This is a genomic window from Amycolatopsis sp. cmx-11-51, from assembly GCF_047608665.1.
GTDB lineage: Bacteria > Actinomycetota > Actinomycetes > Mycobacteriales > Pseudonocardiaceae > Amycolatopsis.
In genome coordinates this window covers 32,287-48,297 of sequence record NZ_JADNQO010000007.1, presented here as the reverse complement: position 1 = coordinate 48,297, position 16,011 = coordinate 32,287, and the positions used below count along the sequence as shown (strand labels likewise).

Genomic DNA, 16,011 nt, shown 5'->3' with positions numbered 1-16,011 from the left:
GCGTCCAGCCGCTCAATGTGGTCGGTTGGACGAGCCCCGACTCTCGTCCGACCGACCTGAAACATCCATTCCGCCTCCACCGGGCTGGATGGGGGGAAAGGACCAGCAGTGTTCGAGGAGATCAACGTCATCCGTGGTACGGAGATACACCGGAGGACCCGATTCGACCCGGGATCCCAGCTCCGCACCCTGATGAGCGAAGGCCCCATGTCCATCTTGGGTGTCGAGGATTGTCCCGAACCGAGGACCGCGTGGCTCGTCACCGGATACGAGGAGATCAGGCAGGTTCTCGGCTCGGACAAGTTCAGCGCCAAGCTGCTCTGGGGCGGGACCGCGGCCGGGTTCACCTGGCCCGGCTTCCTCACGCAGTACGACCCGCCGGAGCACACGCGCCTGCGCCGCATGGTGGTCTCCCCGTTCGCCGTCCGGCGGATGGAGAAGTTCCGGTCGCAGATCGAACAGATCATCAGGACGACCCTGGACGACATCGAGGCCATCGGCGGCCCGGTGGACTTCGTCCCGCACTTCGGGTGGGCCGTCGCGACGACGGTGACGTGTGACTTCCTCGGCATCCCCCGCGACGACCAGGCGGATCTGTCACGCGCCCTCCACGCCAGCCGGGCCGAAAAGTCCGGCAAGAAGCGCGTGGCGGCGGGAAACAAGTACATGACCTACATCGAACAGGTCGTGGCTCGTACGCGCCGCGATCCCGGTGACGACATGTTCGGTGTGGTGGTGCAGGAAAACGGCGACGCGATCACCGACGCGGAGCTGAAGGGGGTGGCCGCGTTCATCATGGGCGCCGGCGGGGATCAGATGGCTCGTTTCCTCGCGGCGGGTGCCTGGCTGATGGCCGAGAACCCCGAGCAGTTCGCGATGCTCCGGGACAACGCGGACGCCGTCCCGGATTGGCTGGACGAGGTCGTCCGCTATCTCACCACCGACGAGAAGCTCACCCCGCGCATCGCGATGGAGGACGTGCGCATCGGTGATTGCGTCATCAAGGAAGGCGACACCGTCACCTGCTCTCTGCTGGCCGCGAACCGCCAGCATTTCCCCGGCCCGGAGGATCGGTTCGACATCACCAGGGAAAGGCCTGCGCATGTCGCCTTCGGGCACGGCATCCATCACTGCCTCGGCAGGCCGCTGGCCGAGCTGGTGTTCCGGACCGCGATTCCGGCGCTGACACACCGCTTTCCCGCGCTGAAGCTGGCCGAACCGGACCGCGAGATCAAACTGGGTCACCCGCCGTTCGACGTGGAATCCCTGCTGCTCGATTGGTAGCGCGGAAATACAGGAGAACCGATGAACAACCCAGTGAGCGATGACAGTTCGCTCCCGCTTCACATTCGACGACAGGGCTTGGATCCGGCGGACGAACTGCTTTCCGCCGGCACCCTGACAAGGGTCACCGTCGGATCCGGAGCGGACGCCGAGTCCGCCTGGATGGCCACCGGGCACGCCGTCGTCCGGCAGGTGCTCGGCGATCACAAGAAGTTCAGCACCCGGCGCCGCTGGGACCCGCGCGACGAGATCGGCGGGAAGGGCGTCTTCCGGCCGCGGGAACTGGTGGGCAACCTGATGGACTACGACCCGCCAGAGCACACCCGGCTCCGGCAGCTGGTGACCCCGGCGTTCACCCTGCGCCGGATGCGGCGGATGGGGCCGTACGTCGACCGGATCGTGGCGGACCGGCTCGATGCCATGGAGCGGGAGGGATCCCCCGCCGATCTGATCGAGCTGGTCGCCGACGAGGTGCCAGGAGCCGTGCTGTGCGAGCTGATCGGGGTGCCCCGTGACGACCGCGCCATGTTCATGCAGCTGTGTCACCGGCATCTCGACGCCTCGCTGAGCCAGCGGAAACGGGCGGCCGTCGGCGAGGCGTTCTCCCGCTACCTGCTGGCCATGATCGCCAGGGAACGGAAGGACCCCGGCGAAGGGCTGTTCGGGTCGATCGTCGCCGCACACGGCGACGCGGTCACCGACGAGGAGCTGAGAGGCTTCTGCGTGCAGGTGATCTTGGCGGGCGACGACAACATCTCCGGCATGATCGGGCTCGGCGTGCTGGCGCTGCTGCGGCACCCCGAGCAGATCGCCGCGTTGCGGGGCGACGATCAGTCGGCTGATCGGGCCGTCGACGAGTTGCTCCGCTACCTGACGGTCCCGTATGCGCCGACACCCCGGACCGCGATGGAAGACGTCGCCATCGCGGACCAGGTGATCAAGGCGGGGGAGTCGGTCATCTGCTCCCTCCCGGCGGCGAACCGTGACCCTGCCCTGCAACCGGATGTCGACCGCCTCGACGTCACGCGTGAGCCCATTGCTCATGTCGCGTTCGGGCACGGCATCCACCATTGCCTGGGAGCCGCGCTGGCCCGCCTCGAACTGCGAGCGGTCTATACCGCTCTGTGGCGACGTTTTCCCGACTTGAGGCTCGCGGATCCCGACCAGGAAACGCAATTCCGCCTGACCACCCCCGCGTATGGCTTGACCAGCCTGATGGTCGCATGGTGATCGTCTGCTGGACCGCCCCGGGGCCGTTCGCATTCCAAGGGAGACTCAAATGGTAATCGTGATGGCGCCCGACGCCTCGGTGCACGAGATCGACGCGCTCGTCTCGATGGTGGAGAGAGCGGGCGGCTCGGCGTCCGTCAGCCGGGGTGTCAGCCGGACGATCATCGGGCTGGTCGGTGACATCGAGCGGTTCCAGACGCTCGGCCTGCTCGGCAAACCGGGGGTCGCCGACGTACTGCGCGTCTCGGTGCCCTACAAGCTGGTGAGCCGTGAGAACCATCCGGCGCGTTCGGTGGTCGGCGTCGCGGGGGTGCCCATCGGCCCCGGCACGATGACCTTGATCGCCGGCCCGTGCGCGGTCGAGACGCCGCGCCAAACCCTTGCCGCCGCACGAATGGCGCAGCAGGCCGGCGCGTCTCTGCTGCGTGGCGGCGCCTACAAGCCGCGAACTTCGCCGTACGCCTTCCAAGGGCTCGGAGAGGACGGCCTGCGCATCCTGGCCGACGTCCGGGAGAAGACGGGGATGCCCGTGGTCACCGAGGTCGTCAGCGCGCACGACGTATCCCTGGTGACCAAGTACGCGGACATGCTTCAGGTCGGCACACGGAACATGCAGAACTTCGCGCTTCTGCAGGCGGTCGGCGACTGCGGCAAGCCGGTGATGCTCAAGCGGGGCATGAACGCCACGATCGAGGAGTGGCTGATGGCCGCCGAGTACATCGCCCAGCGGGGCAACCTCGACATCGTGCTCTGCGAGCGGGGTATCCGGACGTTCGAGACGGCCACCCGCAACACCCTCGACGTCTCCGCGGTCCCGGTCGCGCAGGCGCTGACCCACCTGCCGGTGATCATCGACCCGTCGCATTCCGGCGGACGGCGCGAACTGGTGCTGCCGCTGTCCCGCGCGGCGATGGCGGTGGGCGCGGACGGCCTGATCATCGATGTGCATCCCACTCCGGAAGAGGCGCTCTGCGACGGCCCCCAGGCGCTGGTCGCCGACGACCTCGCCGAACTGGGCAGGGCCGTCCGTGAGTTCCCGCCGCTGCTCGGCCGCCACCTCACCGCGGGAGCGAGCCTCATGGCGTAGTCGCCTGGGCGGCTCCAATGAGGGACAAGGCAAAGATGGCCTGATCGGTACTGGGGTTGTGAGTGGCGATCCGTGTTCCGAGCCGAATCGCCACTCACGAGACCCAGTACCGAGCCGGTGGTTTCGCGTGACTGAACGGACGTCACACGTGACTGGATGGATGTCACACGTGTCCAGACGGACAACTCGCCGCGGGAGTCCGGCCAATCACGCGTGATGTCCGTCGGATCACGGGTGATGTCCGGCCAATCACGGGTGATGTCCGTTCAGTCACGCGAAACCGCCCAACGGTCGGTACCTGAGACACGGTTGGCTCCGAGCCGAATCGCCACTCACGACCCCGTGCCCTGATCAGGGCCGAAGGCGTCCTTCGTCGCATCAGACGTGGCCAAGGGAGCCTTCACCCCGCCGCCGGCCTCGCAGACGAACACGACACGGTCGGCCTTCTCCTCGATAACGTCCCGAAACCACACGGTGAGGGACGACAGTCCGGCCTCGGGACCGGTCATCGGCACCGTGCCCGCCCAGGTCCCGAAGGCCTCCCGTTGTCCACGCGCAGTGCTGGACCTGCTGTCTGATTGCAGGTGGAATTGGGTCGCCAGAGTGCCAGGGCCGGTTGCGCCGGCGTCCATCCGGTGTCGTTCTCAGAACGCCACTCCTGGTCAGTGAAGGAGCTTCAGCTCGGTATGGATCACGCTATCGATGGGGTCGCGCCGATTTTACGGCCGACGGCGAACTACATGATGAGAACGCTTTGCGATCCGCATGAGGACATGTTCGAACTCAGGGCGCACGGCCCGCTGTTCCGGACGGTCGGGGAAGCGAGCACTCAGCTGGGCGTCGACTATGTCTGGCAGGCAATGGGCTACGACGTGGTGCGAAAGATCCTCGGTGATCACGAGAACTTCACCACGCGGCCCCGGCTGACCCAGTCGGAATCGGTGACCGGAAAAGGGAATCACGTAGCGTCCCAGTTCGTCGGACAGATCTCGACCTATGATCCACCCGAGCACACCCGGCTGCGGAAAATGCTGACACCGGAATTCACGGTCCGGCGGATCCGGCGGCTGGAACCCGCCATCCAAGGCCTTATCGACGAGCGGCTCGAGGCGATGGAGGCGGAGGGGCCGTCCGCGGACCTCCAGGGACTGTTCGCCGATCCGGTCGGCGGGGGTGTCCTGTGCGAACTGCTCGGCATCCCGCGTGACGACCGGCACGAGTTCATCCGCCGGATCAGGCGGAACGTCGATTTCAACCGTGGGTTCAAGGAGCGAGCGAACGACAGCGCGGCGTTCAACCGATACCTGAACGGTCTCATCACCCGGCAGCGCAAGGACCCCGACGAGGGGTTCATCGGCATGCTCGTGCGAGAGCACGGGGACAACGTCTCGGACGAAGAACTCAAGGGCCTGTGCACGGCGCTGATCCTCGGTGGTGTCGAGACCGTCGCCGGGATGATCGGCTTCGGGGTTCTCGCTCTTCTGCAGAATCCCGAGCAGATCAAGGCACTCCTCGCCGGCCGCGAGGAGGCAGATCGCTTGGTCACCGAACTGGTGCGCTATCTGTCGCCCGTGCAGCAGCCGAATCCACGGATGGCCGTGAAGGACGTGATCATCGACGGGCAGTTGATCAAAGCCGGGGACTATGTCCTGTGCTCGATTCTCATGGCCAACCGGGATGAAGCGCTGACGCCGAATCCCAATGTCCTCGACGCGAATCGTCCGCCGATTTCGGACGTCGGATTCGGGCACGGCATCCATTTCTGCATCGGCGCGGCGGTGGCGAAGGTGATGCTGCGGATGTCCTATCAGACCCTGTGGCGCCGGTTCCCCGGGCTGCGCCTGACGGTGCCCATCGAGGAAGTCAAGCACCGGAACGCGTTCGTCGACTGCCCGGATCGGTTGCCGGTCGACTGGTAGCGGACTACAGACCAAGTTCAACAGCCACAACGAGTTGACACTCGAACGAGGAATGGTGGGATATGTCGGTGGAAGAGTTCGATGTGGTGGTGGCCGGTGGCGGTCCTGGCGGCTCGACCGTCGCCACCTTGGTGGCCATGCAGGGGCACCGGGTCCTGCTGCTGGAGAAAGAGGTCTTCCCCCGCTATCAGATCGGTGAGTCGCTGCTGCCCGCCACGGTGCACGGGGTGTGCCGGATACTCGGCGTCGCGGACGAACTGGCCAATGCCGGGTTCCCGATCAAACGGGGCGGCACTTTCCGCTGGGGTGCCCGCCCGGAGCCGTGGACGTTCCACTTCGGCATTTCGGCCAAGATGACCGGCTCGACGTCGCACGCCTATCAGGTCGAGCGGGCGAAGTTCGACCAGATCCTGTTGAACAACGCCAAAAGCAAGGGCGTGGTCGTGCGCGAGGGGTGCGCGGTCAACGATGTGGTGGAAGAGGGCGAGCGCGTCACCGGGCTGCGGTACACCGACCCCGACGGTAACGAGCGTGAGGTGTCGGCGCGCTTCGTGATCGACGCGTCGGGTAACAAGAGCCGGCTGTATTCCCACGTCGGCGGTACGCGGAACTATTCGGAGTTCTTCCGCAGCCTGGCGCTGTTCGGGTACTTCGAGGGCGGTAAGCGGCTGCCCGCGCCGGTCTCGGGCAACATCCTGAGTGTGGCCTTCGACAGCGGCTGGTTCTGGTACATCCCGCTGAGCGACACGCTGACCAGTGTCGGCGCGGTGGTGCGCCGGGAGGACGCCGACAAGATCCAGGGTGACCGCGAGAAGGCGCTCACGGACCTGATCGCCGAGTGCCCGCTGATCTCGGAGTACCTGTCGAACGCGACCAGGGTGACGACCGGAAAGTACGGGGAGTTGCGGGTCCGCAAAGACTATTCGTACCAGCAGACGACCTTCTGGCGGCCGGGGATGGTCCTGGTCGGTGACGCCGCGTGCTTCGTGGACCCGGTGTTCTCCTCCGGTGTGCACCTGGCGACCTACAGCGCGCTGCTCGCGGCCCGGTCGATCAACAGTGTCCTCGCGGGCGATCTGGACGAGAAGACCGTACTGACCGAGTACGAGGCGCGGTATCGCCGCGAATACGGCGTGTTCTACGAATTCCTCGTGTCGTTCTATCAGATGAACGTGAACGAGGAATCGTATTTCTGGCAGGCCAAGAAGGTCACGAAGAACGAGAACACCGATATCGAGTCGTTCGTCGAGCTGATCGGTGGCGTGTCCTCCGGTGAGACGGCGCTGACGGCCGCGGACCGGATCGTCGAGCGCAGTGCCGAATTCGCCGCGGCCGTTGATCAGATGGCGAGCGGCGACGGGGACGACATGGTGCCGATGTTCAAGTCGCAGGTGGTCAAGCAGGCGATGCAGGAAGCGGGCCAGGTGCAGATGAAGGCGATCCTCGGCGAGGACGCCGAGCCTGAGATGCCCTTGTTCCCCGGGGGACTGGTCACCTCGCCCGACGGGATGAAATGGCTGCCCTACCACCCGGCGTGAGTGGTCTACCGGAGAGGGGATGCGCATGCGCGTGCTGATTTCGGGCTGCGGATCACGCGGCGACGTCGAACCGCTGGTGGCCTTGGCCGTGCGGTTGCGGGAACTCGGTGCGGAGGTGCGGATGTGCGCACCGCCGGACTACGTGGAGCGGTGCGCCGCGGTCGGGGTGCCGATGGTGCCGATCGGACGGCCGGTGCGCGCCGGGGCACGCGAGCCGGGAGTCCTGCCGCCCGGGGCGCCCGAGGTCGCGGGCGAGGTGATCGCCGAGCAGTTCGATCGGCTTCCGGAAGCCGCCGAGGGATGTGATGTGGTGGTGGCGACCGGTTTGCTGCCCACCGCGATCGCCGCGCGGTCGGTGGCCGAGAAGCTGGACATCCCCTACTTCTACACCGTTCTCTGTCCGGACCATCTGCCGACGACGCACACCCCGGAGCGGCGGGCCCAGTACAACGAGGGCGCCGACAGGTTCGCCGGTGGCGCGGTCAACGAGCAGCGGGCCTTGATCGGCCTGGCACCGGTGAAGAACCTTTTCGACTACGGCTACACCGATCAGCCGTGGCTGGCGGCGGATCCGACCCTGGCGCCGCTGCGGCCGGGCGAGGACGCGGTGCAGACCGGCGCGTGGATCCTGCCCGACGAGCGGCCCCTTCCGGCGGAGCTGGAGGCGTTTCTCGACGCCGGTTCGGCACCGGTGTACGTCGGTTTCGGCAGCTCGCTCAAGACCGCCGACGCCGACAGGGTGGCCATCGAGGCGATCCGCGCACAGGGCCGCCGGGTACTTCTCTCCCGCGGCTGGGCCGATCTGGCCCTGCCCGACGACGGGGACGACTGCTTCGCCGTCGGCGAGGTGAACCTTCAGGCCTTGTTCGCCCGGGTGGCCGCCACCATCCACCACGACGGCGCGGGCACGACGCACGTGGCCACGCGGGCGGGCGCCCCGCAGATCGTGGTCCGCCACATCATCGAGCAGGTGTACTACGCCGGCCGGGTGGCGGAACTCGGTATCGGTGCGGCGCTCGACGGTCCGACTCCGACGTTCGAGGCTTTGTCGGCGGCGCTCGGCACGGCTCTGTCTCCGGAAACCCGTGCGCGGGCGAAAGAAGTGGCCGGTGCGATCCGCACTGACGGGACTTCGGTGGCCGCGAACCTGTTGTTCCGCGCGGTCCGGGAAAGGCCGCCTGTTCCCGCCTGACCAACCTACGGAACTGGGGATACGTAATGCGTGTGTTGTTGTCGACGTCCGGCAGCCGTGGGGACGTCGAACCGCTGGCGGCGCTGGCGGTTCGGTTGCGGGAACGCGGGGCGGAGGTGCGGATGTGCGCGCCCCCGGACGCCGCGGAGCGGCTGGCCGAGGTCGATGTGCCGCTGGTGCCGATCGGGCAGCCGGCGCGCCCGAAGGCGGACGGGACGACACGGCCGTCGCGCGAGGAGATGGCCCGGTTCATGGCCGAGGCGATCACCCTGCAGTTCGACCAGATCCCCGCGGCCGCCGAGGGGTGTGACGCGGTGGTGACGACCGGCCTGCTGCCCGCGGCGGTCGGCGTCCGGTCGGTGGCCGAGAAGCTGGGCATTCCCTACTTCTACGCCTTCTACTGTCCGATCTTCGTGCCATCGCCGTACTACGCGCCGCCGCCACCGATCGGCGAGCCACCCGCGCCGGACGGGACCGACATCCGGGCGCTGTGGGACCGGAACAACCAGAGCGCCTACAACCGGTACGGGGACACGCTCAACAGCAGGCGGGCCACGGCCGGCCTGCCGCCGGTGGAGGACGTCTTCGGCTTCTGCTACACCGATCAGCCTTGGGTGGCGGCGGATCCGGTACTGGCCCCGCTGCAGCCGACGGAACTCGACGCCGTGCAGACCGGCGCGTGGCTCCTGCCCGACGAACGGCCGCTTTCGGCCGAGTTGAAGGCGTTCCTGGACGCCGGCCCGCCGCCGGTGTACGTGAGTTTCGGCAGTATGCGCGCGCAGGCCGACGCCGCCCGGTCGGCCATCGAGGCGATCCGCGCACAGGGCCGCCGGGTGATCCTCGGTCGTGGCTGGGCCGATTTGACCCTGCCCGACGACGGGGACGACTGCTTCGCCGTCGGGGAGGTGAACCACCAGGCGTTGTTCGGCCGGGTGGCCGCCGTCATCCACCATGGCGGCGCGGGCACGACGACCGTTGCCGCCGGTGCGGGCGTCCCCCAGGTTCTGGTGCCCCAGATCGCGGACCAGCCGTACTACGCCGGCCGGGTGGCGGAACTCGGTATCGGTGCGGCGCTCGACGGTCCGGCTCCGACGTTCGAGGCTTTGTCGGCGGCGCTCGGCACGGCCTTGTCTCCGGAAACCCGTGCGCGGGCGAAGGAAGTGGCAAGCACGATCCGCACTGACGGGGCGTCGGTGGCCGCGGAGCTGTTGCTCGACGCGGTCAGCAAGGAAAGGCCGTCTGTTCCCGCCTGACCAACCTACGGAACTGGGGATACGTAATGCGTGTGTTGTTGTCGACGTCCGGCAGCCGTGGGGACGTCGAACCGCTGGTGGCACTGGCGGTTCGGTTGCGGGAACGCGGGGCGGAGGTGCGGATGTGCGCGCCGCCCGCCGCCGCGGAGCGGCTGGCCGAGGTCGGGGTGCCGCTGGTGCCGGTCGGCATGCCGCAGCGCGTGATGTTGCAGGACGGGATGCCGCCGCCGTCGCCCGAGGACGAGCGCCGGCTCCAGGCCGGTCTGGTCGCTATGCAGTTCGACAGGGTCCCGGCGGCCGCCGAAGGGTGTGACGCGGTGGTGACGACCGGAGAGCTGGCCGCCGCGGCCGCCGTGCGGTCGGTGGCCGAGAAGGTGGGCATCCCCTACTTCTACGCCGCCTACAGTCCGGTCTATCTGCCGTCGTCGCAGTTCCAGCCACCCCTGGACGAGCGAACCGAACCGGGCGTGACCGACAACCAGGTGCTGTGGGAGCAGCGGCACCGACGTTTCTACCAGCGCTTCGGTGGTCCGCTCAACAGCCAGCGGGCTTCGATCGGCCTGCCACCGGTCGAGAACCTCTTCGACTACGCCTACACCGATCAGCCATGGCTGGCGGCGGATCCGGTACTGGCCCCGCTGCAGCCGGAGCTCGACGCCGTGCAGACCGGCGTGTGGGGCCTGCCCGACGAACGGCCTCTTTCGGCCGAGTTGGCGGCGTTCCTGGACGCCGGGTCGGCGCCGGTATACGTGGGTTTCGGCAGCGCGACCGGAACCGCTGACGCCGCGAGCGTGGCCATCGAGGCGATCCGTGCCGAGGGCCGCCGGGTGATCCTCTCCCAAGGCTGGGCCGACCTGGCCCTGCCCGACGACCGGGACGACTGCTTCGCCGTCGAGGAAACAAACCTCCAGGTGCTGTTCGGCCGCGTGGCCGCCGTCATCCACCCGGGCAGCGCGGGCACGACGCACGTGGCCACGCGAGCCGCCGTCCCCCAGGTCGTGATACCCCGGTACACGGATCAGCCGTACTTCGCGGGCCGGGTGGCCGAGCTGGGCATCGGCGCGGCGCATGAAGTCGCGGACCCGACGTCCGACTCCCTGTCGGCCGCGCTCGCCACGGCGTTGGCCCCGGAAACCCGCACGCGGGCGAAGGCCGTGGCCGCCACGGTCCACACCGACGGGGCGACGGTGGCCGCGGAACTGTTGCTCGACACCGTCCAGTGACGGCTTTTCCCCATCGACCCGTCATCACGTCCGGAGGTACCGGGGTGTCCGCAACACTCGCCTATCTGCCTTCGCCGTCTCAGGATTTCGTGCCTGACGGCAAACCCGACCGCTGGGCGGTCTGGCGTTCACCGGCCGGTCAGCCGAGGTGGGCCCGTCCCGCGTTGCTGGGCATCGCGTTCGTCGCGGCGGTGCTCTACGCCTGGAACCTGCCGCTGGTCGACTACGCGCCGCTGTACGCGGAAGCCGTCAAGAGCATGTCCGGGAGCTGGAAGGGATTCTTGTTCGGCGCCATCGACGCGGAAGCGACGTACACGCTCGACAAGCTCGCCGGATCATTCGTTCCCCAGGTCATTTCGGCGAAGATCTTCGGCTATCACGAATGGTCTCTCGCGCTGCCACAGGTGATCGAGGGCGTGATCTCGGTACTGGTGCTGTACCGGGTCGTGCGGCGGTGGGCCGGCGTGGCCCCCGGGCTGCTCGCCGCGGGCATCTTCGCCCTCACCCCGGTCGCCGCGTCCATGTTCGGGCACAGCATGCACGACGGTTTCCTGACCCTGTGCCTGGTGCTCGCCGTCGACGCGTATCAGCGCGCCGTCCTGGAAGCACGTCTGCGGTCGCTGGTGCTGGCCGGTGTCTGGGTCGGGATCGGTTTCCAGGCCAAGATGTTGCAGGCGTGGATGATCCTGCCCGCGCTGCTGGCGGGCTACCTGCTGTCCGCGCCGGTCGAGTCGCGCCGCCGGATGAAGCACGTGGGAATCGCCGGGGTGGTGACGCTGGCGGTTTCGCTGTCGTGGATCGCGCTCTACACCTTCACCCCGGCCGATGACCGGCCCTATGTCGATGGCAGCACGAACAACAGCGCCGCCGCGATGGTGTTCGGATACAACGGCCTCGGGCGGGTGGGCATCAGCATCCCCGGCGCCAGGGAGGTCACCGACGGAGACGTCCCGATCGTCGTCCCGGACGCACCGCCTCCCCCGATGATCGACATCATTCCCGCCATCAGGGGGAATCCGTGGGAGGACCCGACGAAGGCGGCGAGCAGGGAGAGCCCGCTGGGGTGGGGCAAGCTGTTCGACGGTCACCTCCCCGTCGCGGTCGGCTGGCTGTTCCCGCTCACGGTGCTGGCCTTGCTGTGCGGGCTCTGGTGGTGGCGCCGCGCCGAGCGCACCGACCCGGTGCGCGGCGGGTTGGTGATGTGGGGCGTATGGCTGCTGACCTTCGGCCTGATCTTCAGCGTGGGCACAGTCCCGCATACCGCGTATGTGGCCTCACTCGCGCCTCCGGTCGCCGCGCTCTCCGCCCTCGGCATCGTGATGTTCTGGCGGGCGTACCGGCGCGGCGGCAGGCAAACCTGGCTACTGCCACTCGCGGTCGCGGCCGAACTGGCTTGGGGCGCCTGGCTGTGGTCCCACTACCCGAACTTCCTGCCGTGGGCGAAATGGGGCACGCTCGCGCTCGGCGCGGTCGCCATCGTCGCGCTGGTTCTGGCACGAGCGCTCAAGTCCGCCTCCCCCACCATGGTCACGGCCGCGCTCGCGCTCGGCGTGGCGGCCGTGCTGGCCGCACCCGCCACTTACGCCTTCTCGGTACTCGACCCGGATTACGCCGGCACCTCCTACGACGCGAACGCCGGACCGGAGTCTGGCAAGATCCCCGGTGGACCGCAGTCGGGAGAGATGCCGGACCGGCCGGAGCCGGGTGGCATGCCCGGCGGCATCCCCGGCGGCGCGCCGGGTGGCATGCCGGGTGATGGCGGGGGTGGGTGATCGGCGTCGGTCGGGGTGGTCGTGCGTGCGCCTGGGTTCCGAGACCGACCTGACCTCACGACAGCCACCGAAACCACTACCGGACTCGCCGGGATTGTGCTGAGCGGGGAAGAATCGGGACCCTCAACGTCCCCTGCCGCTCAGCATCCCCACTCCTCACGAGAGCCGCTGCCCCCAATGCCACATTGGGGACATCAGTCTCGCGGTGTGCCGTGCCCGTGGAGCAACGTCTCGACCGACCTGGCTCGGTGCCGGGCCGCGTCCCTCACTGTGTGGATTTTGGGACATTAGATGACCCAAAATCCACACAGTCCCGTACGAGGAGTCCCTGTGGCCACCGGATCCGAGGGGGGTGTGTGGAAATAGGGACACTCAACGTCCCTATTTCCACACACCCCTCTGTCGACGCCGCCGCGCCTTACCACTCAAGTCCCGAAAAGCCGCTTCGCAACCACCGCTTTTCCCTACCCCTCGATAACCGTCTACCCGTATTCTGACCACATGAGTGAACAAATCGCGCGTGGAGCCGTGCGGACCACCCGCTCGGATGTTCTGCTCGCCTCGGTAGGCGAGCGAGGAGTTCTGTGCGGCATTTATGACGAGGACGCCGCGGACACTTATCACGATTTGATGCAGGACGCGGACGGCACTTCCGAAGCGCGGGAGTTCGCGAACCGTGTCGGTCCGGATTCCGGGCCGGTGCTGGAGCTCGCGGCCGGAACTGGGAGGGTGACCTTCCCTCTTCTGGCGCTCGGCTTCGACGTGGCCGCTCTCGAACTGTCGACCGCGATGATCGCCACCCTGCGGAAGCGGTTGGAAGACCTGCCGTCGGAGGTCCGGGATCGGTGCACCGTGGTGCACGGGGATATGACCGCCTTCGAACTGCACGAACGCTTCGGAACGGTGATCGTCAGCTCGGGCTCGATCAACGTCCTTGACGACGCGGACAGGCCGGGACTGTACGCGTCGGTTCGCGAGCATCTCGCGCCCGGCGGAAGGTTCCTGCTCGCGGTGGCCGTGGCGGAGGCCGTCAAGCCGGATTCGCCGGAGCGGCAGCAAGAGCTTTCGGGGTTGAGTGGCCGACGGTACGTGTTGCACGCGAAAATGTCGGCGGGCAAGGAAATTCACGAGATCACCATCTGCCCCGCGGATGAAGCGGCTGATCCCTTCGTCGTCTGCACGAACCGGATCAGGCTCCTGAAGGCGGATCAGATAGTACGGGAGCTCGAACAGGCCGAATTCGAAGTGGTCGCGCGGACCCCGTTCGCGTCGGCCGGGCAGGGCTCTGAAGACGTGTTGTTGCTGGAGGCATCGTTGTGACCCGGATTCTGGCGGTATCCCCTCATTTGGACGACGCTGTCCTGTCCTTCGGGGCAAGTCTCGCGCAGGCGGCGCAGGACGGTGCGAAGGTGACCGTTTACACGGTGTTCGCCGGCGTCGCGCAACCTCCCTATTCTCCGGCGGCGGAGCGGATGCACTCGATCTGGGGGATTTCCCCGGACGAAGACGCGGTACTGCATCGCCAGAAGGAGGATATCGCCGCGCTCGGTCACCTCGGGGCGGGGCATGTGCACGGCCGGTTCCTCGATTCCATCTATCGCAAGGCGCCGGATGGCCGGTGGCTGACCGACAACGTGGAAGGCCGTCAAAAACTGAAGATCGAAAAGCAGGCGCCGGAGAGCAATCGCGATCTCTTCATCGAGGTCGAGGACGCCATCGGGTCGGTTGTCGAAGAGTTCGCGCCGACGCTGATCGTCACGTGCGCCGCGCTCAGCGATCACATCGACAACGAGATCGCGCGAGATGCTTCACTGGCCGTCGCGAACGAGCGAGGTATTCCGATCCGGCTGTGGGAGGACATTCCTCATGCGACTTTCGGGTCGGGGAAGGTCGAACTCCCGCGGGCCTTTCGCCTCGGCGACCCCGCTTTCGGCTCCGTCAAGCCCGAAGCGCGGACCCGGAAATTTCAAGCACTTGAGCTGTACCCGTCCCAGCTGGCGATGTTCGACGGGCCGGAAAAGAACTTCTTCGGTGCTCTGGACGAGCATGCCGGGAAGAATTCGCCGGATGGCGGATACGGGGAAGTGACCTGGCCGGTCATCTTCCCCGAAGGCGACAGCTGAGAACAGGCCCGGGCGCCACGCGGGAGACGTTCATCGTCCCCACGTGGCGCCCGGGCCTGTTTTCGGGCGCGGTCAGGGCAGCCGTGAGGTGATCAGGCCGGCGAGGCGCGACACGCCCTCCTCGATCAGTTCCGGGGTGAGCAGGCTGATCGACAGCCGGAGCTGGTTGAACCCGCCCTTGCCGCCGTAGAAGTGATGCATCGGGGTGAACAACACGCCGTGGTCGCGGGCGGCGTGTGCCAGCAGTTCGTCGTCGACGGCGAAGGGCACCGTGACGGTGACGAAGAACCCGCCGGTCGGGGTGTTCCAGCTGACGCCGTCGCGCGCGCCGAGCCTGCGGTCGAGTTCGCCGAGGGTGAGGCGGAGGTTGCGCTGGTAGATGTCGATTTCCCGCACGTTGGCCTTGATCAGGCTGAAGCCGTTGAGAAGCAGCTTTCCGGCGATCACCGCCTGCGCGATGGGGGAGGTGTTCACCGTGAGCATGCCTTTGAGCTTCGAAAGCTGGTCGGCGAACAGGCCGCCGTCCGCCATCCGCTGATCCGCCACCGCGTAGCCGACCCGGGCGCCAGGCATGCCGGTCTTGGCGAAGGAGCCGAGATAGACCACGGTGCCCGACCGGTCGAGGGACTTCAGTGAAGGCAGACGTTCGGATCCGAAGAGCCCGTACGCGTTGTCCTCCAGAAGCAGGATGCCGTGCGCCTCGGCCACCTCGAGGAGACGGTGACGGGACGGCAGATCCATGCTGGTGCCGGTGGGGTTGGCGAAGTTCGGTGTCACGTAACACGCCCGGACCCGTTTGCCCTGTTCCTCGGCACGCTTCAGCTGGACCACGAGGTCTTCGGGGTCGATGCCGTTCTCGGTGGACCGGACCGGCCAGACGGGGGTGTCGGTGAGCAGTGCCGCTCCGGTCAGGCCGACGTAGGTGGGAGCGGGCGCGAGCAGCACGTCCCGTTCGCTCGCCCGCAGCGTGCGGAGAACCAGGAACATGGCCTCCTGGGCGCCGACGGTGACGACCACGGACTCGGGGGTGGTGACGATGTTCTCGTCCTCGGCCAGATTTCGCGCGATCAGATCGGCGATGACACCCTTCGTGGTGCCGTATTGGAAAATGGTGCGGGTGACCCCCGCCTCGTCCATTTTCCGATCGTTGCGGAGATGGTCGCAATAGGCGTCGATGTACTCGTGAACGAGACGGATGTCGAAGAACTCTTCGTACGGCCTGCCTGCCGCCATGGAAATGGCCACAGGGTATTCGTCGATCAGCTCGTTGAGCAGGTTCATCGACGAGATGGCCGGATCGGTGAGCGATCCGTGCAACGTTTCCACGTCCAAGTGAGTGGACAGACCGTTTGAATCCATGAATACTAGGATTTCCATACGTCGTCGAGGT

13 protein-coding genes are annotated in these 16,011 nt (G+C 67.2%); 11 read left to right on the top strand and 2 right to left on the bottom strand.

Translation table 11 applies throughout. The annotated features are described in order from the left end of the window. Nucleotides 1-108: 108 nt before the first annotated feature. The 3 genes from ACM6LU_RS23780 to aroF are packed head-to-tail and all read left to right on the top strand — an operon-like array spanning nucleotide 109 to nucleotide 3,601. Nucleotides 109-1,284 (top strand): cytochrome P450, encoded by a 1,176-nt coding sequence (locus ACM6LU_RS23780; protein ID WP_414939962.1) that lies wholly within the window; start codon nucleotides 109-111, stop codon nucleotides 1,282-1,284. A 21-nt stretch (nucleotides 1,285-1,305) separates the two neighbouring features. Next, nucleotides 1,306-2,514, top strand: a complete 1,209-nt coding sequence (locus ACM6LU_RS23775; RefSeq protein WP_414939961.1) for a cytochrome P450 — start codon at nucleotides 1,306-1,308, stop codon at nucleotides 2,512-2,514. A gap of 49 nt (nucleotides 2,515-2,563) precedes the next feature. Continuing rightward, nucleotides 2,564-3,601, top strand: a complete 1,038-nt coding sequence (gene aroF / locus ACM6LU_RS23770; protein ID WP_414939960.1) for a 3-deoxy-7-phosphoheptulonate synthase — start codon at nucleotides 2,564-2,566, stop codon at nucleotides 3,599-3,601. Nucleotides 3,602-3,933: 332 nt separating this feature from the next. Here the strand turns inward: aroF and ACM6LU_RS23765 are convergent, their stop codons facing one another. After that, on the bottom strand, nucleotides 3,934-4,110 hold the full coding sequence (locus ACM6LU_RS23765) for a hypothetical protein (protein WP_414939959.1): 177 nt from the start codon (nucleotides 4,108-4,110) through the stop codon (nucleotides 3,934-3,936). A 177-nt stretch (nucleotides 4,111-4,287) separates the two neighbouring features. On the opposite strand from ACM6LU_RS23765, the gene ACM6LU_RS23760 reads away from it, so the two are divergent. The 8 genes from ACM6LU_RS23760 to ACM6LU_RS23725 all read left to right on the top strand — a co-directional run bounded on the left by ACM6LU_RS23760 (nucleotide 4,288) and on the right by ACM6LU_RS23725 (nucleotide 14,621). Then, on the top strand, nucleotides 4,288-5,520 hold the full coding sequence (locus ACM6LU_RS23760; RefSeq protein ID WP_414939958.1) for a cytochrome P450: 1,233 nt from the start codon (nucleotides 4,288-4,290) through the stop codon (nucleotides 5,518-5,520). 62 nt (nucleotides 5,521-5,582) lie between these two features. Continuing rightward, entirely contained in the window at nucleotides 5,583-7,058 is a 1,476-nt protein-coding gene (locus ACM6LU_RS23755) for a tryptophan 7-halogenase (protein WP_414939957.1), read from the top strand. 25 nt (nucleotides 7,059-7,083) lie between these two features. Beyond that, on the top strand, nucleotides 7,084-8,250 hold the full coding sequence (locus tag ACM6LU_RS23750) for a glycosyltransferase (protein WP_414939956.1): 1,167 nt from the start codon (nucleotides 7,084-7,086) through the stop codon (nucleotides 8,248-8,250). Nucleotides 8,251-8,276: 26 nt separating this feature from the next. Next, nucleotides 8,277-9,503, top strand: coding sequence for a glycosyltransferase (locus ACM6LU_RS23745; RefSeq protein WP_414939955.1), 1,227 nt, complete (start codon nucleotides 8,277-8,279; stop codon nucleotides 9,501-9,503). A gap of 26 nt (nucleotides 9,504-9,529) precedes the next feature. After that, nucleotides 9,530-10,726 (top strand): glycosyltransferase, encoded by a 1,197-nt coding sequence (locus tag ACM6LU_RS23740; protein WP_414939954.1) that lies wholly within the window; start codon nucleotides 9,530-9,532, stop codon nucleotides 10,724-10,726. 44 nt (nucleotides 10,727-10,770) lie between these two features. Then, complete coding sequence (locus ACM6LU_RS23735) at nucleotides 10,771-12,498, top strand: ArnT family glycosyltransferase (protein ID WP_414939953.1); 1,728 nt, start codon at nucleotides 10,771-10,773, stop codon at nucleotides 12,496-12,498. A 501-nt stretch (nucleotides 12,499-12,999) separates the two neighbouring features. Further along, nucleotides 13,000-13,818, top strand: a complete 819-nt coding sequence (gene mpaM, locus ACM6LU_RS23730; protein ID WP_414939951.1) for a daptide-type RiPP biosynthesis methyltransferase — start codon at nucleotides 13,000-13,002, stop codon at nucleotides 13,816-13,818. After that, nucleotides 13,815-14,621: a PIG-L deacetylase family protein gene (locus tag ACM6LU_RS23725; RefSeq protein WP_414939950.1), complete on the top strand. Its 807-nt coding sequence runs from the start codon at nucleotides 13,815-13,817 to the stop codon at nucleotides 14,619-14,621. Before mpaM ends, ACM6LU_RS23725 begins: the two co-directional genes overlap by 4 nt. Nucleotides 14,622-14,693: 72 nt before the next feature. Here the strand turns inward: ACM6LU_RS23725 and ACM6LU_RS23720 are convergent, their stop codons facing one another. Continuing rightward, complete coding sequence (locus tag ACM6LU_RS23720) at nucleotides 14,694-15,980, bottom strand: PLP-dependent aminotransferase family protein (protein ID WP_414939949.1); 1,287 nt, start codon at nucleotides 15,978-15,980, stop codon at nucleotides 14,694-14,696. Between the last annotated feature and the right edge of the window lie 31 nt (nucleotides 15,981-16,011).